Here is a 17,075-nt window from a genome sequence, read left to right as displayed (position 1 = left end):
GGCGCGTGACACCCTGATGGGCGTGACCAGCAAGCAGCTCCGCAACCCCGTCGGCGGCCATGTACCGGTGGCCGGCGGCCTCAGCTCCGTCGGCCTGTCCTACGCCCGCGACCTCGCGGCCGAGACCGTTCAGGTCTTCGTCGCCAACCCGCGCGGCTGGGCGACCCCCGCAGGGAACCCGAAGCAGGACGAGGACTTCCGCGCGGCCTGCGCCGCCGAGTCGGTCCCGGCCTACGTCCACGCCCCGTACCTGATCAACTTCGGGTCGCACACCGAGGCCACGGTCGAGAGGTCGGTGGAGTCGCTGCGGCACTCGCTGCGCCGCGGCCGCGAGATCGGCGCCCTCGGCGTCGTCGTGCACACCGGGAGCGCCACCGGCGGCAGGGAGCGGTCCGTCGCCCTCCGCCAGGTGCGGGCCCACCTGCTGCCGCTGCTCGACGAGCTGACGCACGACGACGACCCGTTCCTGCTGCTGGAGTCGACCGCCGGCCAGGGCGCCTCCCTCTGCTCGCGCACCTGGGACTTCGGACCGTACTTCGAGGCCCTCGACGCCCACCCCAAGCTCGGCGTCTGCCTGGACACCTGCCACATCTTCGCGGCCGGCCACGACCTGACCGGCCCGAGCGGCATGCACCAGACCCTGGACCTGCTGGTCGACACCGTCGGCGAGGGACGGCTGAAGCTGATCCACGCCAACGACTCGAAGGACGTCGTCGGCGCGCACAAGGACCGTCACGAGAACATCGGCTCCGGTCATATCGGCGAGGACCCGTTCCGCGCCCTGATGACCCACCCCGCCACCGAGGGCGTCCCGCTGATCATCGAGACGCCCGGCGGCAAGGAGGGGCACGCGGCGGACGTCGAACGGCTGAAGAAGCTGCGCGACAGCTGAGACACACACGAGGGAATACCCCTGGGGGGTATACGGTTCCTGACAGGTACAGGAACCGCTACCGGACGCCGGGGGCCCTCATGGAGCACGGACCGCACGAGCACGCGCACTCAGGAGCGAGCTGGCAGACGGCCGCCCAGGCCACGCTGCACTGCCTCACGGGCTGTGCCATCGGCGAGGTGCTCGGCATGGTCATCGGTACCGCGTTCGGCTGGGGCAACCTGCCGACCACGGTCCTCGCGATCGCGCTGGCATTCTTCTTCGGTTACGCGCTCACGCTGCGCGGCATCCTGAAGGCGGGCGTCGCCTTCCGAACGGCGTTCCGGGTGGCGCTGGCCGCCGACACGCTGTCGATCGCGGTGATGGAGCTGATCGACAACGGGGTGATCGCGCTGTGGCCGGCCGCGATGGACGCGGCACTGGCCGACGCCCTGTTCTGGGTGTCACTGGCCGTCTCGCTGGTGATCGCCTTCGTGGTCACCACGCCCGTGAACAAGTGGATGATCGGCCGCGGCAAGGGCCACGCCGTGGTGCACGCGTATCACTGACCCGCCCGTCCCGTCCGGGGAGGCGGCGCCGGATCTCAGAGTTCGGGGCCGTCCCCGGGCTCCTCCTGGTAGGAGTAGCGCTGCTCGCGCCAGGGGTCGCCGACGTTGTGGTAGCCCCGCTCCTCCCAGAAACCGCGCCGGTCGGCCGTCATGTACTCGATGCCGCGGACCCACTTGGGGCCCTTCCACGCGTACAGCTGCGGGACCACCAGGCGCAGCGGGAAACCGTGTTCCGCCGTCAGCAGTTCGCCGTCCTTGTGGGTGGCGAAGATGGTGCGCTCGGAGGCGAAGTCCGCGAGGCGCAGGTTCGAGCTGAAGCCGTACTCGGCCCAGACCATGACGTGCGTGACGGCGGGCGAGGGCGGGGCGATCTCCAGGATCGTACGGGCGGGGACGCCACCCCATTCGGCCCCGAGCATGCTGAACTTCGTGACGCAGTGCAGGTCGGCGACGACGGAGGCGTACGGGAGGGCGGTGAACTCCTCGTGGGTCCAGCAGCGCTTGTCCCCGTCGGCGGTGGCACCGAAGACGCGGAATTCCCAGCGTTCGGAGCGGAACTTGGGGACGGGGCCGTAGTGGGTGACCGGCCATCCGCGCTGGAGTCGCTGTCCCGGCGGTAGCTCCGACAGTGCCGATTCTCCTGTTTCCCGCTCTGCCGGCTGACCCATGTCTCCATCCTGACAGACCGGGGGCCGTGCCCATGACCAGCGGGTCGCGGATTCGGGCAACTGCTACTAAGCGTGCACTTACTGGACTGTTTTCGGTGGCCGGTGCAAAGATGCGGCGCAACCTGCCCAGTCCCCCCGCTTGGAAGGAGCCTCTGCGATGCAGGGCGACCCCGAGGTCATCGAATTCCTTAACGAGCAGCTGACCGGCGAGCTGACGGCGATCAACCAGTACTTCCTGCACGCGAAGATGCAGGAGAACTTCGGCTGGACGAAGCTCGCCAAGTACACGCGGCACGAGTCGTTCGACGAGATGAAGCACGCGGAGGTGCTCACCGACCGCATCCTCTTCCTGGACGGCCTGCCGAACTACCAGCGGCTCTTCCACGTGCGGGTGGGGCAGACCGTCACGGAGATGTTCCAGGCCGACCGTCAGGTGGAGGTCGAGGCGATCGACCGTCTGCGGCGCGGGATCGAGGTGATGCGGGCGAAGGGCGACATCACGTCCGCGAACATCTTCGAGTCGATCCTGGAGGACGAGGAGCACCACATCGACTATCTCGACACCCAGCTCGAACTGGTCGAGAAGCTCGGCGAGGCGCTCTACATCGCGCAGCTCATCGAGCAGCCGGAGAGCTAGGCCGGAACGGGACTACGCGGCCTCGCGCCCGGCGGCGTCGTGCAGGGCGGTCTTCTGCAGGACGGCTTCGCGCTGGGCGACCTCGACGGCTCCGCGCACCTCGGCGAGGACCGGCATGCCCTGGTCGGCGAGCTGACGGCGCGGGCAGGAGCCCCTGCCGAGCAGTGCCTGGATCTGGCGGACGCACGACCCGCAGTCCGTGCCCGCCTTGGAGGCGGACGCTATCTGGCGAGGAGTGCAGGCGCCGTCCTCCGCGTGCTTCTTCACTTGCTGCTCGGTGATTCCGAAGCAACTGCAGACGTACACGCGGTTCACCTCCCGCCGGATGGATGGGTCATGCCGTCCCGATAATCGGTGAGGCTAACCTAACCTTACCCGGCACGCCAGAACCATAAAAGTGGGGTGGGGCGCGGATCGTATGTGATCCGCGCCCCACCCTATGCGCTGGTAACAGGCACGAACCGTGCCGGGCTGTTACTGGTCGCGGTACATCTCGGCGACGAGGAAGGCCAGGTCCAGGGACTGGCTGCGGTTCAGGCGGGGATCGCAGGCCGTCTCGTAGCGCTGGTGCAGGTCGTCGACGAAGATCTCGTCGCCGCCGCCCACGCACTCGGTGACGTCGTCACCGGTGAGCTCGACGTGGATGCCGCCCGGGTGCGTGCCGAGACCCTTGTGGACCTCGAAGAAGCCCTTGACCTCGTCGAGCACGTCGTCGAAGCGGCGGGTCTTGTGGCCCGAGGCCGCCTCGTAGGTGTTGCCGTGCATCGGGTCGGTGATCCAGGCGACGGTGGCGCCGGAGGCGGTGACCTTCTCGACCAGCTCGGGCAGCTTGTCGCGGACCTTGTCGGCGCCCATGCGGACGATGAAGGTCAGGCGGCCCGGCTCACGGTCGGGGTCGAGACGCTCGATGTACTGGAGCGCCTCCTCGGCCGTCGTCGTCGGACCCAGCTTGATGCCGATGGGGTTGCGGATCTTCGAGGCGAACTCGATGTGCGCGCCGTCCAGCTGACGGGTGCGCTCGCCGATCCAGACCATGTGGCCCGACACGTCGTACAGGCGGCCCGTACGCGAGTCGACGCGGGTCAGCGCCGTCTCGTAGTCGAGGAGCAGCGCCTCGTGGGAGGCGTAGAACTCGACGGTCTTGAACTCCTCCGGGTCGGTGCCGCAGGCCCGCATGAAGTTCATCGCGTTGTCGATCTCGCGCGCCAGCTGTTCGTAGCGCTGGCCCGAGGGGGACGACTTCACGAAGTCCTGGTTCCAGGCGTGCACCTGGCGCAGGTCGGCGTAGCCGCCGGTGGCGAAGGCGCGCACCAGGTTGAGCGTGGAGGCGGACGCGTTGTACATCCGCTTCAGTCGCTCGGGGTCCGGGATGCGGGCCTTCTCGTTGAACTCGAAGCCGTTGACCGAGTCGCCCCGGTACGTCGGCAGGGTCAGTCCGTCACGGGTCTCGGTGCCCTTGGAGCGCGGCTTCGAGTACTGGCCGGCGATCCGGCCGACCTTCACGACCGGCACGGAGGCGGCGTACGTGAGGACGGCGCCCATCTGGAGCAGGGTCTTGAGCTTGTTGCGGATCTGGTCGGCCGACACGGCGTCGAAGGCCTCGGCGCAGTCGCCGCCCTGGAGGAGGAACGCCTCTCCCTTGGCGACGGATGCCAACCGGGCGCGCAGCTGGTCGCACTCGCCGGCGAAGACGAGGGGCGGATACGACGCGAGGTCCGCGATCACATCGCGCAGAGCCTCGGCATCGGGGTACTCGGGCTGCTGCGCCGCGGGCAGGTCTCGCCAGGTGTTGCCAGCGCTCGCGCTGGGCTTAGCGTTCACGGTCACGCCGACAACATTACGGGGTCGTGTCGGGCGCCCCTTCACATGCTCATCAATTGAGACGAACCCCGCTCGATCGGCGCGGCTCCGGGCGGCCGCACGACAGGTCGCGGCGGCACCCCGGAACCGGGCCGGCGGAGCTCCTAGTCCACGTCGAGGCGGTCGCGGTCGATGGAGATCGTCACGCCGCCGTGGGTCTCGGTGGTGTCGCCGACGTACTGGTGGATGCGCTGGTGCTTGGCCCACACGGTGGAGGGGATCGACGCGTCGGAGGTGGTCGACGTGCCGTTCCAGCGGGCGAAGTGGATCACGTCGGGCAGGGTGACGTCGCTCCGGTGGGCGATCAGGTCGGAGACCAGGGACGAGGTGTTGCCGTACGCGCCCGCGCGGTAGCCCAGCGCGTGCAGGCGCTCGGTGTAGGCGTCGATGTAGCCGAGCACCTGGTCGGTGACCGCTCCGCCGGGCTCGTAGTGCTCCAGGTCGTTGTAGAGCACCGTCCCCTTGCCGAAGCCGAGCGCCGCGGCCTGCGCCGCCGCGTCGTCGGCGGCGGCGGTGCCCTGCGACACCGGGCTGGTGATGGCCGCGCAGCCGCCCCCGCAGCTGCCGCCGTCCGAGGAGGGCTGGCGGCCGACGTAGAGCGGGATGAACCGCCAGCCGCGCGTGTACTGGGTGCGCACCCAGTCGGCGGTGAGGCGCTGCTGGGCGCATGCGCGGTTGAGGCCGCCGATGTAGACGCCGATGGCGCCGTAGCCGGAGTTGTCGCGCCAGGCGTCCATCGCCGACTGGCTCGGGGCGGTGCAGGCGTCGAAGCCCTCGCCGCGGAAGGAGGTCGCGTCGGCCGGCAGCGCGGCCACGGCGGGACGGTCCGCGGGGGCACCGGGCGTCGCGGTGACGGGCAGCCCGGCGCTGCGCAGGACGTCCTGGATGCGGGTGCGGTCGTAGCCGTAGGCGGCGGTGACGGCGATGCGGTCGGCGGTGGCCCGGTAGGTGCGGGCGGTGGGGTTCTCGGTCACGGCGCGCGCCGCGGCCTGGGCGGGCTGGACGAGCAGGGCCTCGGTACGGCCGCTGGCCCGGGCCGGACAGTTCTGGCTGCCGCCGGGGGTGCCGAGGTAGACGGCGTGCCGGTCGAAGCGGACGCAGGCGTCGGGATGTTTCTCCAGGTCCACGATCTGCCAGGAGGCGGGGACGGTGAAGGCGTGGCCCCGGTAGCTGACCTGGGTGACGTCCTCGGAGTCGGTCGGGCGTGGGGCCGACCGCGCGGCGCCGAGCGGCCCGGCGGCGAGGGCGGCTGCCGCGAGGAACACGGTCAGGGTGCGGGCGGCGGTCCGGCGGGGCTGTGGCGAGCGGGCAGGGGGCATGACGGGCGCTCCTCGGTCGGTTGTTCTGTCTGGCCATCCATGGCCGGTGACCGGCTCCTCGGAACGCCGCGCGGAAGCGGTTCACGCTGTTGCCCGTTCCGGGTCGTCGGGTAATGTGCGGCGCATGTACGCGCCGACGAACCAGAACTGGTGGTGGACCGCTCATCCGGCGGCCCACTGACTGCGCGTACGCACGACTTCGCGAAGGCCGCCCGAGGGCGGCCTTCGGTGTTTGCGGACCCGGGTCGTTCCTCTCCGAGATGCACGATCCGAGAGAAGGACCGCACCCATGAACCTGCACGAGCTGCCGGCCGATCCCCGCCCGTTCGCCCTGCTGCGCCGCCGCACCCCGGGCCACGACCACGACGTCGTGGAACTGCTGCTGGGGCCGGTGCGCGAGGTGGAGCACCTCGCCGGCCTCCCCGACGAGTGCCTCGCGCTGATCCCGTTCCGGCAGATCCGGGAGCGCGGTTTCGACGTCCGCGACGACGGCACCCCGCTCGCCGTGCTGGTCCCCGAGGAGCGGCACGAACTGCCGCTCGGGCAGGTCCTGGAGCAGTTGCCCGCGCACGACGTGCGGGTCGAGGGCGGCGGCTTCGACGTCGGCGACGAGGAGTACTCCGGGATCGTCGAGCGGGTGCTGCGCGAGGAGATCGGCAGCGGCGAGGGCGCGAACTTCGTGATCCGGCGGACGTACGAGGGACGGATCCCGGGGTTCGGACGGGCGGACGCGCTGGCGCTGTTCCGCAGGCTGCTGGAGGGCGAGCGCGGCGCGTACTGGACGTTCGTCGTGCACACCGGGGAGCGGACGCTCGTCGGGGCGAGCCCGGAGGTGCACGTCCGGATGTCCGGCGGGACGGTGGTGATGAACCCGATCAGCGGGACGTACCGCTACCCGGCCGGCGGCCCGACGCCCGAGGACCTGCTCGCCTTCCTCTCCGACGGCAAGGAGATCGAGGAGCTCTCGATGGTCGTCGACGAGGAGCTGAAGATGATGTGCACCGTCGGCGACATGGGCGGGGTGGTGGTCGGGCCGCGGCTCAAGGAGATGGCCCATCTCGCGCACACCGAGTACGAGTTGCGCGGCCGGTCCTCGCTGGACGTGCGGGAGGTGCTGCGGGAGACCATGTTCGCGGCGACGGTCACCGGCTCGCCGGTGCAGAACGCGTGCCGGGTCATCGAGCGGCACGAGGTCGGGGGGCGCGGCTACTACGCGGGCGCGCTGGCCCTGCTCGGACGGGACCGTGAGGACGGGCCGGACGGCGCCGGTGGCGGGCAGACACTCGACTCCCCGATCCTCATCCGGACCGCCGACATCGGCGCGGACGGCCGGCTGCGCGTGCCGGTCGGCGCCACGCTGGTCCGGGGATCGGACCCGGCGGGCGAGGTGGCCGAGACGCACGCGAAGGCGGCCGGGGTGCTGGCCGCCCTGGGGGTGCGGCCCCGCGGCCCGCGCCCGGACGGCGTCCGGCCGCGGCTGGGCGACGATCCGCGGGTACGGGCGTCGCTGGACGGCCGGCGGGCCTCGCTCGCGCCGTTCTGGCTGCGGATGCAGGAGCGGTCCCCGGAACTCGCCGGGCACGCCCTGGTCGTGGACGCCGAGGACACCTTCACGGCGATGCTCGCTCACGTGCTGCGGTCGTCGGGGCTCGACGTGACGGTGCGCCGCTTCGACGAGCCGGGGCTGCGGGAGGCACTCGCGACGCACCGGGGACCGGTCGTGCTCGGCCCCGGTCCCGGTGATCCCTCCGACCTCGCGGACCCCAGGATGCGCCTCCTGCGGGCGCTCACCTCGGAAGTGATCCTGGAGCACCGGGACGGGGTCCTCGGTGTCTGCCTCGGGCACGAGCTGATCGCGGCCGAGCTGGGTCTCGAGATCGTCCGCAAGGATGTGCCGTTCCAGGGCGCGCAGACCGTGATCGACCTGTTCGGCCGGGCGGAGACCGTCGGTTTCTACAACAGCTTCGTGGCGCGCTGCGACGAGGAGGCGCTGGTGGAGCTGTCGGCGCACGGCGTCGAGGTCAGCCGCGCGGCGAACGGCGAGGTGCACGCGCTGCGCGGTCCGGGGTTCGCGGGCGTGCAGTTCCACCCGGAGTCGGTGCTGAGCCTGAACGGCACGGCGGTCGTCCGGGAGCTGGTCGGTCAGCTGCGGGGCACCAGCACGTTCTCCGAGCGGCGGCCCTCGGTGTAGTCGACGACGTTGCGGACGGTGGCGTCGACGATCTGGCCGACGGCGTCGGCGGTGTAGTACGCCTGGTGCGAGGTGACCAGGACGTTCGGGAAGGTGACCAGGCGGGCCAGGGTGTCGTCCTCGACGGCTTCGAGGGACTTGTCGAGGAAGAAGAGCCCGGCCTCCGCCTCGTACACGTCGAGGCCGACGCCCGTGAAGCGGCCCTCGCGCAACTGGGCGACGAGGGCCCGGCTGTCGATGAGGCCGCCGCGGCTGGAGTTCACCAGGATCGCGTCGTCCTTCATCGTGCGCAGGGCGTCGGCGTCGATCAGGTGCTGGGTCTGCGGCATCAGCGGGACGTGCAGGGAGATCAGGTCGGACTCGGCGAGGAGGCGCTCCTTGGGGACGTACTCCATGCCGAGTTCGACGCAGGCGGGGTTCTCGGCGATGTCCCAGCCGAGCAGCTTCATGCCGAAGCCGTGGGCGATCCGGGTGAACGCCTCGCCGATCTTCCCGGTGCCGAGGACGCCCGCGGTGCGCCCGTGCATGTCGCGGCCCATCAGCCCGTCGAGCCGGAAGTCGAAGTCGCGGGTGCGGTTGGCGGCACGCACGACACGGCGGTTGACGGCCGTCCCGAGGGTCCAGGCGAACTCGGCGACCGAGTAGGGCGAGTAGTACGAGACGCGCGCGACGGTCATGCCGAGGCGCTCGGCGACGTCCAGGTCGATGTTGTTGAACCCGGTGGAGCGCTGGGCGACGAGCTGGGTGCCGCCGGTGGCCAGGGTCTGCAGGACCCGGTTGCCCAGGCCGCAGTTGACGCTGGTGGAGATCGCCTCGTGGCCCGCCGCGATGGGCGCGGTGTCCTCGGTGAGGAAGACGTCGAGACAGCGGACCTCATGGCGTCCGGCGAAGGCCCTCTCGATCAGGGGCTTCTCGTCGGACTGGACGCCGAACGCCAGGATCTCCACCGGATGCTCCCGTTCTGGAGGGTTGTGGGCCGAATGCCGAATATACGGCCCGTCTCCCCAGGTCGCAGAGGCGAACGGGGGCGCGGTGGAGACCCGGCGCGGCGCCGCCGTCAGCCGAAGAAGACCCCGACCTCCTCGTACAGCGTCGGGTCGACGGTCTTCAGGCGGGCGGTCGCCTCGGCGATGGGGACACGGACGATGTCCGTGCCGCGCAGGGCGACCATCTTGCCGAAGTCGCCGTCCCGGACGGCCTCGATGGCGTGCAGCCCGAAGCGGGTGGCGAGCCAGCGGTCGAAGGCGCTGGGCGTCCCGCCGCGCTGGACGTGCCCGAGGACGGTGGTGCGCGCCTCCTTGCCGGTGCGCCGCTCGATCTCCTTGGCCAGCCACTCGCCGACGCCGGACAGCCGGACGTGCCCGAACGAGTCCAGCGTGCCGTCCTTGAGGACCATGTCGCCGTCCTTGGGCATCGCACCCTCGGCGACGACGACGATCGGCGCGTACGACGCCTTGAAGCGGGAGGTCACCCAGGCGCAGACCTGCTCGACGTCGAAGCGCTGCTCGGGGATGAGGATGACGTTCGCGCCGCCGGCCAGGCCCGAGTGGATGGCGATCCAGCCCGCGTGGCGGCCCATCACCTCGCAGACGAGGACGCGCATGTGCGACTCGGCGGTGGTGTGGAGCCGGTCGATGGCCTCGGTCGCGATGCCGACCGCCGTGTCGAAACCGAAGGTGTAGTCGGTGGCGGACAGGTCGTTGTCTATCGTCTTCGGCACGCCGACGATGTCGATGCCGTACTCGTCGCCGAGCTGCGCGGCGACGCCCAGGGTGTCCTCGCCGCCGATCGCGATGAGCGCGTCGACGGCCTGCTTGACGAGGGTCTCCTTGATCCGGCGGATGCCGTTCTCCTGCTTGAGGGGGTTGGTGCGCGAGGACCCGAGGATGGTGCCGCCGCGCGGCAGGATGCCCCGGACCGCGGGGATGTCCAGCCGGACCGTGTCGTCCTCCAGCGGCCCCCGCCAGCCGTCCCGGAAGCCGACGAAGTCGTAGCCGTACTCCTGTACGCCCTTGCGGACGATGCCCCGGATGACGGCGTTGAGCCCGGGGCAGTCGCCGCCTCCGGTCAGTACTCCGACCCGCATGGAAAAGTCCCTTCGCCGAGTGGCTGATGGACTCACGCTAGTAGTGACCCACGTCACTCCGGGATGGTGCGGATGGTCAATTCCGGTGCATTGTCACGTAGTTGATCACTACAGATCACCCGAAGGGGGACATTGGGCGGTTATCGGACGGTTTACTCGTCGTCCAGTCCGCGCTCGATGGCGTAGCGGACCAGCTCGACGCGGTTGTGGAGCTGGAGCTTGCCCAGGGTGTTCTGCACGTGGTTCTGGACCGTGCGGTGCGAGATGACCAGACGCTCGGCGATCTGCTTGTAGCTCAGGCCCTTGGCGACCAGGCGCAGCACCTCGGTCTCGCGGTCGGTCAGCTGCGGCGCCCGCGGCTCGTCGGCACCGGCCGACGTGACGGGCTCGGAGGCCAGTCGGCGGTACTCGCCGAGGACCAGTCCCGCGAGGCCGGGGGTGAACACCGGGTCCCCGACGGCCGTCCGCCGCACGGCGTCGGTCAGCTCCTCGGTGGACGCGGACTTGAGGAGGTAGCCGGTCGCCCCGGACTTCACCGCCTCCAGCACGTCGGCGTGCTCGCCGCTGGCCGACAGGACGAGGACCCGCAGGGCGGGGTCGGCGCCGACCAGTTCCTTGCAGACCTGGACGCCGGGCTTGGCGGGCAGGTTCAGATCGAGGACGAGGACGTCGGGTGCGGTGGCCAGCGCGCGGCGCACGGCCTGCTCGCCGTCGCCCGCGGTGGCCACCACGTCGAAGCCGGCGGCCTCCAGGTCACGGGCGACGGCGTCCCGCCACATCGGGTGGTCGTCCACCACCATGACCTTCAGGGGGCCTTCGCCCGCCCGCCGCTCCTCCGCCGTGCCGCCCGTCATCGCCGTCCCCTCGTGTCCGTCATCGTGTGCTCGCCCTTCCCCGTGAGACCTTCGGTACCTTCAGCTCGACCTCCGTGCCCTGCCCCGGGACCGAGACCAGCTCCGCCGTGCCGCCCAGGTCACGCAGCCGGCCGCGGATCGACAGCGCCACCCCGAGCCGGCCCTCGCCCTCGGCCTGGGCGAGCCTGCCCTCCGGGATGCCGGGGCCGTCGTCGCGCACGGTCACGAGGACCTCGTCCGGTTCGTCCTCGACCAGGATCCAGGCGCGGGCGTCCGCTCCGACGTGCTTGCGGACGTTGTCCAGGGCGGCGCCGACGGCCGCGGCCAGCTCCCGCGCGGCGGCCGGGGCGAGCGGCACCGGAGCGCCGGGCTCGGAGAAGGTCACGCGCGCGGTGGCGTACGGGGCGAGCAGGGAGCGCAGGTCGACGGGGCCCACGGGGCCGTCCTCGTCGTCCGGTTCGTCGACGGCCCGCACGAGCGCGCCGAGCGCGGCGTCTTCCGACACCCGGGAGAGGGGCACCATCCCGCCCGACACCAGCGTGCGCAGCGCGACCTCCTGCTCGCCCGCCATCCGGCCCAGCTCCGCGGCCTCGCCGCCCAGCGCGCTGCCCCGCCGCTGCACCATCGCGAGGACCTGGAGCACGCCGTCGTGGATGTCACGGGCGAGCCGCTCGCGTTCGCGGGTGGCGGCCTCGATCTCCAGGGCACGGGCGAGGGTGCGCTCGGAGGCACGGGCCACCTCGACGACGTAGCCGATGGCGATGGAGGCGACCCAGACGAGGATCACGTTGTGCACGGTGTCGCGGGTCGGGGCGCCACGCTCGACGAGGTTGGCCGCCGCGACGAGCGTGGAGGCGAACGCCGCCCATCGCCAGCCGCCCTTGATCGCGAACGCCAGGACGGCGCCGGCCGTCCATATCGACGGCAGCGTCGGGCCTCCCGCGTCGATGCGCGAGCCCGCGTCGGCGACCCGGGTGAGCAGGATGCCGGTCAGCGCGACGGTGAGGTCGGCGGCGAGGAACGGCTTGGTGCAGTGGACCGCGCCGGACACCCTCGGCAGGGTGGCCAGGGTCCAGACGAACAGCACGGCGAAGTACGTGACGGCCACCCAGGGGCGGGCGAAGCTGTCGTACGCGGTGGCGAACAGCCCGACCGCGTAGAACATGGTCAGCACCCGGTACGCGGTCAGGGCACGCCACAGCGGCTGCTCGACCGACATCCTCATGACTCTCTCGCGCTTGGCCATGCCCCCCACCCCACACTGCCGACGTCCTGACGGACGCTCCCGGCCGCCGGACCGTTCCCGTCCACTCCGGTCCGTCTTCCCCACGCCGCTCGGCCGCCGGCCCGCCCGGAGGTCTCCTGGCCGCCGCTCCCCCGCCGGACGTCCTTCTGCTAGACGCCCTTCTGCCCGGTGTCCTTCGCCGCGCCGCTCGCGCCGTCGGAGCTGTCCTTCGCGTCGGTGCCCTCGTCCTCGACGACCGTCAGCGCGGCGCGCCTCTGCTCGGCGGCCCGCTGTTCGGCGGCCTCCGCGGCCGCCTGCTTCTCGGCCTGCGCGAGCGCCGCCTTCTCCGCCTTCTCCTCTTCCTTCTCGGCCTTGGCCGCGTCCGCGATCTGCCGCTTGGCGGCCGTCGCGTAGATGTCGACGTACTCCTGGCCGGAGAGCTTCATGATCTCGTACATGACCTCGTCGGTCACCGCGCGGAGCACGAAGCGGTCGTGCTCCATGCCGCTGTACCGGCTGAAGTCCAGCGGCTTGCCGATGCGGATGCCCGGACGCATCAGCTTGGGCATCACCTTCCCCGGCGGCTGGATCTTCTCGGTGTCGATCATCGCGACGGGGATGACGGGCGCGCCGGTGGCGAGCGCCACGCGCGCGAGGCCGCCGGGCTTGCCGCGGTACAGCCGGCCGTCGGGCGAGCGCGTGCCCTCCGGGTAGATACCGAAGAGCTCTCCGCGCTCGATGACGTCTATCCCGCTCTTGATGGCCGCCTCGCCCGCGCCTCGGGCGCCGGAACGGTCCACCGGGAGCTGGCCGACGCCCTTGAAGAAGGCGGCGGTCATCCGCCCCTTGAGGCCGGGCGTCGTGAAGTACTCCGCCTTGGCGATGAAGGTGACCTTGCGATCGAGGATCGCGGGAAGGAAGAACGAGTCCGAGAACGACAGGTGATTGCTCGCCAGGATGGCGGCACCCTCGGCAGGGATGTTCTCGAGGCCTTCCACCCAGGGCCTGAAGGCGAGCTTCAGTGACCCTCCGATGGAAAACTTCATTGCGCCGTAGATCACCCGAGTGCCTCCTGAGTCGTGGATCAGACCTTAACCCGGAGCACTGTCAAAGGCCCCGACGACCCTGGTCGGTGTCAGTACCGTCGCGTACGGTGAAGCAGACCTGGAGTCGTTCCCGCCCTTCTCACGAACAGGAGACCGAGGTGCCGGTCCTTCCTGGAGCCGAGCCGTTCCGCCACGAGGGCGGAGAGGTCGGAGTCCTCCTCTGTCACGGTTTCACCGGCTCCCCGCAGTCACTGCGCCCCTGGGCGGAGTACCTGTCCGAGCGCGGCCTCACCGTCGCGCTGCCCCTGCTGCCGGGGCACGGCACCCGCTGGGAGGACATGCAGCTCACCGGCTGGCAGGACTGGTACGCGGAGGTCGACCGCGAGCTGCGGGCGCTGCGCGAGAGGTGCTCGCGGGTCTTCGTGTTCGGGCTCTCCATGGGCGGCGCGCTGGCCCTGCGGCTCGCCGCCCGGCACGGCGACGAGATCAGCGGCGTCGTGGTCGTCAACCCGCTGAACAAGGTGCACGGCCTCGCTGCGTACGCCCTGCCGGTCATCCGTCACCTCGTCCCCTCGACGAAGGGCATCGCCAGCGACATCGCGAAGGAGGGCTCCGAGGAGCTCGGCTACACACGCGTGCCGCTGCACGCCGCGCACTCGATGCGCAAGCTGTGCGCGGTCGTCGACGCGGAGCTGCCCCAGGTCACCCAGCCGCTCCTGCTGCTGCACAGCCTCCAGGACCATGTGGTCTCCCCCGCCGACGCGGCGCGCATCCTCGGCCGGGTGTCGTCCACGGACGTGACGGAGTCGGTCCTGGAACAGAGCTACCACGTCGCGACGTTGGACCACGACGCGGACCGGATCTTCGAGGAGAGCTACGCCTTCGTCACCCGGCTCGCTCCCGGAGCGGGCAAGGAGTCCGGCCCGGGTCAGGTGGGTCAGCAGGAAGGGACGGCAGCCGGTGGCTGAGCAGGACGCGGACCGCGGCGATTCCGAGGAGAAGGGCGTTCCCGTCGGCGAGCCCCTCGACGGGGCTCTCGGCGAGGGGCTCGGGGAGTCCCGCGCCGAACCGCTCGGAGAACCACTCGCGGAGCCGCTCGGAGACACCCGCGCGGAGGCCCCGGGTGACGCGGGCGGGGAGTCGCCCGGCGACGGGCAGGGCGTGCCGTTCGACGAGGAGGCCGCCTGGCAGTCGATCGTCCGGGGATACGGCGAGGAGCCGCCGGACCCGCCCGGCGCGAAGCCGTTCAAGTCCGTGGAGGACCTGGCACTGCTGGAACCCGAGACGAACGACGGCCCCGACAGCGGCGGCAGGTCCGCCAAGCGCGCCGGGAGAGCCGGGGACGCCACGGGCGACGGGGACGGGGCCGACGACACGACCACGGGTGCCACTTCCCCGTCGGACGCCTCGACCGGCGAGAAGCCCCCGGCCGGCAAGGCCCTCGGCAGCTCGGTCGCCTTCGCGCCCGGCGTGGGCGGCGTCGCGGGCCCGCGTGACCACACGGCGCCCGAACCGGCGGAGGGCGACTTCGACGAGGACGACGAGGGCCACTTCGTACCGCCCGAGCCGCCCCCGCTGCCGGCCGCGGACACGACCGCCAAGTTCGCCTGGCTCGGCGTGCTCGGCGGACCCACGCTGCTGCTGCTCGCCGTGCTGCTCGGCTGGGACATGACCTGGTGGCTCACCACCCTCGGCATCGGCGGCTTCCTCGGCGGCTTCGCCACCCTGGTGACGCGTATGCAGACCGACGACGACGATCTGGACGACCCGGGGCGCGGCGCGGTGGTCTGAACCCCGCACCGCATACGACCGGGGCGGCGACGCCCTAGGACGCGGGCACTCTGAGTGCGGCCAGCACGGGCAGATGGTCCGTGGCCGCCCTCAGGTCCGTCTCCGTGATGCCGGGCAGGCCGAGCGGGACGCCGCAGCCCAGGACCTCGACGCCGGGCGTCGCGAAGATCGCGTCGATGCGGCGCTCCGGCCCGGTGCGCGTCCAGGTGTGCTCCGCGCCCCAGGGGCGGGTCGCCCAGCCGTCCTGGAGGGCGCCGGCCATACGGCGGAACGTCGGCCCGGTCGGGCGTTCGTTGAGGTCGCCGCCCGCGACGGCGTACGGGGTGCCGAGGTCGGCCAGGCGGTCGAGCAGCAGGCCGCCGTGCGCCTGCCGCTCGTCCTTGTGCAGCGACAGATGACAGCTCAGCACACCGATCCGGGCTCCCCCGAAGCGGACCACCGCCGTGGCGAAGCCGCGCCGGTGCCGGCCGGGCATCCGGGGAAGCAGCACGTCCTCGGTGCGCTCGACGGTGGCCCGCAGGGAGCACAGCAGCGCGGGCCCGGAGGTGGTGGCGCCGCCGGAGAGCATCACCTGGCCGGAGGCGGCGGCCAGGCGTGCGAGCTTCTTGCGCCACCGGAAGAAGCGCGGCGCCTCCTGGACCAGGACGAGGTCCGGCGCGCAGGCGGTGATCACACGGGCGAGCGCGGCGGTGTCGTCACGCATCGAGCGGATGTTGTAGCTGAGCACCCTGATCACGGCCGAACCGTCGGGTTCGGTACGGGAGGCGGGCAGCGGACTCGCGGTGGGGCTGGTCGGCATGGCGATCAAGATACGCGCTGCGGCCGTGCCGGACGGGCGGAAGGGCGACGCGAGTCCGGGCTCCTCGGTGCGCGGCGTCCGCGATCGTCCCCGATCGGCGAGGAGGCCCGGCCGCCGGCCGGGCGGGGACCGGGAACGACGGAGCCCGCCGGCCCCCTGAGGGGCTCGGCGGGCTCCGCGGTACGGCAGAGGGGGTGCGCTACATGATCGGGTCGGGCTCACGGGCCAGGTCGGCCGCGCCGACCAGGCCCGCCTTGTTGCCCAGCTGGGCGGCGATCACGTCGGCGACCGGGCGCCAGTTGCCACCCACCAGCCAGCGCTTGTACGACTTGCGGATCGGGTCGAGGACCAGCTCGCCCTCGTCCGAGAGGCCGCCGCCGACGATGAAGGCGGACGGGTCGAAGAGCGAGGCGAGGTCGGCGAGACCCGCGCCGGCCCAGCGGGCCAGCTCGCGGTAGGAGTCCACCGCCACCAGGTCGCCCTGCCGGGCGGCCATCGAGATGTGCTTGCCCTCGATGCCGTCCGGGGTGCCGTCGCCGAGGCCCAGCAGGACCTCGGCTGCCTCCGGGGTGGCGTTGGCCCGCTGCTTGGCGTAGCGGACGAGGGCGCGCCCGGACGCGTACTGCTCCCAGCAGCCCTGCGAACCACAGCCGCACAGCAGACCGTCCGGGACCATCCGGATGTGGCCGAACTCGGCGGCCACGCCGAAGTGCCCGCGGCGCAGCTTGTTGCCGATGATGATGCCGCCGCCGAGGCCGGTGCCCAGGGTGATGCAGATGACGTTGCGGTGCCCCTTGCCCGCACCGAACTTGTACTCCCCCCACGCGGCCGCGTTCGCGTCGTTCTCCACGACGACGGGCAGGCCCACGCGCTGCTCGACCTCGGCCTTGAGCGGCTCCTGGCGCCAGTCGATGTTCGGCGCGAAGTACACCGTCGAGCGCTGGCGGTTCACGTATCCGGCGGCACCGATGCCGACGCCGACGATGTCGTGACCGGCACGCGCGCCCTCCACGGCCGAGGCGATGGCGTCCACGATGGCCTGCGGCGTGCTGGGAGTCGGCACCTTGTGCGTCGAGAGGATGTTGCCTTCCTCGTCGACCACACCGGCCGCGATCTTCGTGCCGCCGATATCGACGCCGATGGTGAGTCCCATGAATCC

The 17,075-nt window shown here is 71.5% G+C and carries 18 protein-coding genes; 7 read left to right on the top strand and 11 right to left on the bottom strand.

Going from position 1 to position 17,075, the window contains the following annotated elements:
* Window positions 1–16: 16 nt before the first annotated feature.
* Window positions 17–892 carry a deoxyribonuclease IV gene (locus ACIRQH_RS29440; protein WP_388865161.1) on the top strand — a complete coding sequence of 292 codons (876 nt, stop codon included), beginning with the start codon at window positions 17–19 and terminating at the stop codon, window positions 890–892.
* A gap of 80 nt (window positions 893–972) precedes the next feature.
* Window positions 973–1,440, top strand: coding sequence for a DUF4396 domain-containing protein (locus tag ACIRQH_RS29435; RefSeq protein ID WP_388865114.1), 468 nt, complete (start codon window positions 973–975; stop codon window positions 1,438–1,440).
* 35 nt (window positions 1,441–1,475) lie between these two features.
* Here ACIRQH_RS29435 and ACIRQH_RS29430 read toward each other — a convergent pair whose 3' ends face one another.
* Window positions 1,476–2,108, bottom strand: a complete 633-nt coding sequence (locus tag ACIRQH_RS29430) for a sulfite oxidase-like oxidoreductase (protein WP_358815136.1) — start codon at window positions 2,106–2,108, stop codon at window positions 1,476–1,478.
* A gap of 157 nt (window positions 2,109–2,265) precedes the next feature.
* Between ACIRQH_RS29430 and bfr the strand changes: the two genes are divergently transcribed.
* Complete coding sequence (bfr, locus tag ACIRQH_RS29425) at window positions 2,266–2,745, top strand: bacterioferritin (RefSeq protein WP_081216766.1); 480 nt, start codon at window positions 2,266–2,268, stop codon at window positions 2,743–2,745.
* A gap of 12 nt (window positions 2,746–2,757) precedes the next feature.
* Here the strand turns inward: bfr and ACIRQH_RS29420 are convergent, their stop codons facing one another.
* From ACIRQH_RS29420 to ACIRQH_RS29410, 3 genes are all read right to left on the bottom strand, one after another.
* A complete protein-coding gene (locus tag ACIRQH_RS29420; RefSeq protein WP_358815137.1) occupies window positions 2,758–3,060 on the bottom strand; it encodes a (2Fe-2S)-binding protein in 303 nt (100 codons plus the stop codon).
* Between the two features lie 159 nt (window positions 3,061–3,219).
* A complete protein-coding gene (locus ACIRQH_RS29415) occupies window positions 3,220–4,572 on the bottom strand; it encodes a class II 3-deoxy-7-phosphoheptulonate synthase (protein WP_358815138.1) in 1,353 nt (450 codons plus the stop codon).
* Between the two features lie 137 nt (window positions 4,573–4,709).
* Window positions 4,710–5,924, bottom strand: a complete 1,215-nt coding sequence (locus ACIRQH_RS29410) for a glycoside hydrolase domain-containing protein (protein ID WP_388865111.1) — start codon at window positions 5,922–5,924, stop codon at window positions 4,710–4,712.
* On the opposite strand from ACIRQH_RS29410, the gene ACIRQH_RS29405 reads away from it, so the two are divergent.
* Together ACIRQH_RS29405 and ACIRQH_RS29400 are read left to right on the top strand one after the other, a co-directional pair.
* A complete protein-coding gene (locus tag ACIRQH_RS29405) occupies window positions 5,923–6,105 on the top strand; it encodes a trp operon leader peptide (protein WP_388865109.1) in 183 nt (60 codons plus the stop codon). The two genes, ACIRQH_RS29410 and ACIRQH_RS29405, sit on opposite strands and share 2 nt — an antisense overlap.
* Before the next feature lie 108 nt (window positions 6,106–6,213).
* Window positions 6,214–8,115: an anthranilate synthase family protein gene (locus ACIRQH_RS29400; RefSeq protein ID WP_388865107.1), complete on the top strand. Its 1,902-nt coding sequence runs from the start codon at window positions 6,214–6,216 to the stop codon at window positions 8,113–8,115.
* Here ACIRQH_RS29400 and ACIRQH_RS29395 read toward each other — a convergent pair.
* From ACIRQH_RS29395 to ACIRQH_RS29375, 5 genes are all read right to left on the bottom strand, one after another.
* Entirely contained in the window at window positions 8,067–9,062 is a 996-nt protein-coding gene (locus ACIRQH_RS29395; protein ID WP_358815141.1) for a 2-hydroxyacid dehydrogenase, read from the bottom strand. The genes ACIRQH_RS29400 and ACIRQH_RS29395 overlap by 49 nt on opposite strands.
* Before the next feature lie 110 nt (window positions 9,063–9,172).
* A complete protein-coding gene (locus ACIRQH_RS29390) occupies window positions 9,173–10,201 on the bottom strand; it encodes a 6-phosphofructokinase (RefSeq protein WP_358815142.1) in 1,029 nt (342 codons plus the stop codon).
* A 152-nt stretch (window positions 10,202–10,353) separates the two neighbouring features.
* A complete protein-coding gene (locus ACIRQH_RS29385; protein WP_358815340.1) occupies window positions 10,354–11,001 on the bottom strand; it encodes a response regulator transcription factor in 648 nt (215 codons plus the stop codon).
* Between the two features lie 73 nt (window positions 11,002–11,074).
* Window positions 11,075–12,301 (bottom strand): MacS family sensor histidine kinase, encoded by a 1,227-nt coding sequence (gene macS, locus ACIRQH_RS29380; protein WP_388865103.1) that lies wholly within the window; start codon window positions 12,299–12,301, stop codon window positions 11,075–11,077.
* 149 nt (window positions 12,302–12,450) lie between these two features.
* Complete coding sequence (locus tag ACIRQH_RS29375) at window positions 12,451–13,326, bottom strand: lysophospholipid acyltransferase family protein (RefSeq protein ID WP_404227665.1); 876 nt, start codon at window positions 13,324–13,326, stop codon at window positions 12,451–12,453.
* A 158-nt stretch (window positions 13,327–13,484) separates the two neighbouring features.
* On the opposite strand from ACIRQH_RS29375, the gene ACIRQH_RS29370 reads away from it, so the two are divergent.
* On the top strand, window positions 13,485–14,294 hold the full coding sequence (locus tag ACIRQH_RS29370; RefSeq protein WP_358815145.1) for an alpha/beta fold hydrolase: 810 nt from the start codon (window positions 13,485–13,487) through the stop codon (window positions 14,292–14,294).
* Window positions 14,287–15,117, top strand: coding sequence for a hypothetical protein (locus tag ACIRQH_RS29365; protein ID WP_388865099.1), 831 nt, complete (start codon window positions 14,287–14,289; stop codon window positions 15,115–15,117). Before ACIRQH_RS29370 ends, ACIRQH_RS29365 begins: the two co-directional genes overlap by 8 nt.
* Before the next feature lie 34 nt (window positions 15,118–15,151).
* Here the strand turns inward: ACIRQH_RS29365 and ACIRQH_RS29360 are convergent, their stop codons facing one another.
* The gene (locus ACIRQH_RS29360) at window positions 15,152–15,916 is read right to left on the bottom strand and encodes an endonuclease/exonuclease/phosphatase family protein (RefSeq protein WP_404227661.1); all 765 of its coding nucleotides are present in this window, start codon (window positions 15,914–15,916) and stop codon (window positions 15,152–15,154) included.
* A 199-nt stretch (window positions 15,917–16,115) separates the two neighbouring features.
* On the bottom strand, window positions 16,116–17,069 hold the full coding sequence (locus ACIRQH_RS29355; RefSeq protein ID WP_388865095.1) for an ROK family glucokinase: 954 nt from the start codon (window positions 17,067–17,069) through the stop codon (window positions 16,116–16,118).
* Window positions 17,070–17,075: the final 6 nt, after the last annotated feature.

Origin of the sequence: Streptomyces sp. NPDC102279 (assembly GCF_044766365.1) — a bacterium.
Lineage (GTDB): Bacteria > Actinomycetota > Actinomycetes > Streptomycetales > Streptomycetaceae > Streptomyces.
The sequence above is the reverse complement of the archived record's forward strand: the minus strand, read 5'-3'. Positions and strand labels throughout refer to the sequence as shown.

Coding starts and splice junctions, on each gene's coding strand:
- ACIRQH_RS29410 (WP_388865111.1), bottom strand. CDS start 5,924: ATGCCCCCTGCCCGCTCGCCACAGCCCCGCCGGACCGCCGCCCGCACC.
- ACIRQH_RS29435 (WP_388865114.1), top strand. CDS start 973: ATGGAGCACGGACCGCACGAGCACGCGCACTCAGGAGCGAGCTGGCAG.
- bfr (WP_081216766.1), top strand. CDS start 2,266: ATGCAGGGCGACCCCGAGGTCATCGAATTCCTTAACGAGCAGCTGACC.
- ACIRQH_RS29405 (WP_388865109.1), top strand. CDS start 5,923: ATGACGGGCGCTCCTCGGTCGGTTGTTCTGTCTGGCCATCCATGGCCG.
- ACIRQH_RS29355 (WP_388865095.1), bottom strand. CDS start 17,069: ATGGGACTCACCATCGGCGTCGATATCGGCGGCACGAAGATCGCGGCC.
- ACIRQH_RS29430 (WP_358815136.1), bottom strand. CDS start 2,108: ATGGGTCAGCCGGCAGAGCGGGAAACAGGAGAATCGGCACTGTCGGAG.
- ACIRQH_RS29360 (WP_404227661.1), bottom strand. CDS start 15,916: ATGCCGACCAGCCCCACCGCGAGTCCGCTGCCCGCCTCCCGTACCGAA.
- ACIRQH_RS29375 (WP_404227665.1), bottom strand. CDS start 13,326: ATGAAGTTTTCCATCGGAGGGTCACTGAAGCTCGCCTTCAGGCCCTGG.
- ACIRQH_RS29385 (WP_358815340.1), bottom strand. CDS start 11,001: ATGGTGGTGGACGACCACCCGATGTGGCGGGACGCCGTCGCCCGTGAC.
- ACIRQH_RS29400 (WP_388865107.1), top strand. CDS start 6,214: ATGAACCTGCACGAGCTGCCGGCCGATCCCCGCCCGTTCGCCCTGCTG.
- ACIRQH_RS29390 (WP_358815142.1), bottom strand. CDS start 10,201: ATGCGGGTCGGAGTACTGACCGGAGGCGGCGACTGCCCCGGGCTCAAC.
- ACIRQH_RS29440 (WP_388865161.1), top strand. CDS start 17: ATGGGCGTGACCAGCAAGCAGCTCCGCAACCCCGTCGGCGGCCATGTA.
- macS (WP_388865103.1), bottom strand. CDS start 12,301: ATGGCCAAGCGCGAGAGAGTCATGAGGATGTCGGTCGAGCAGCCGCTG.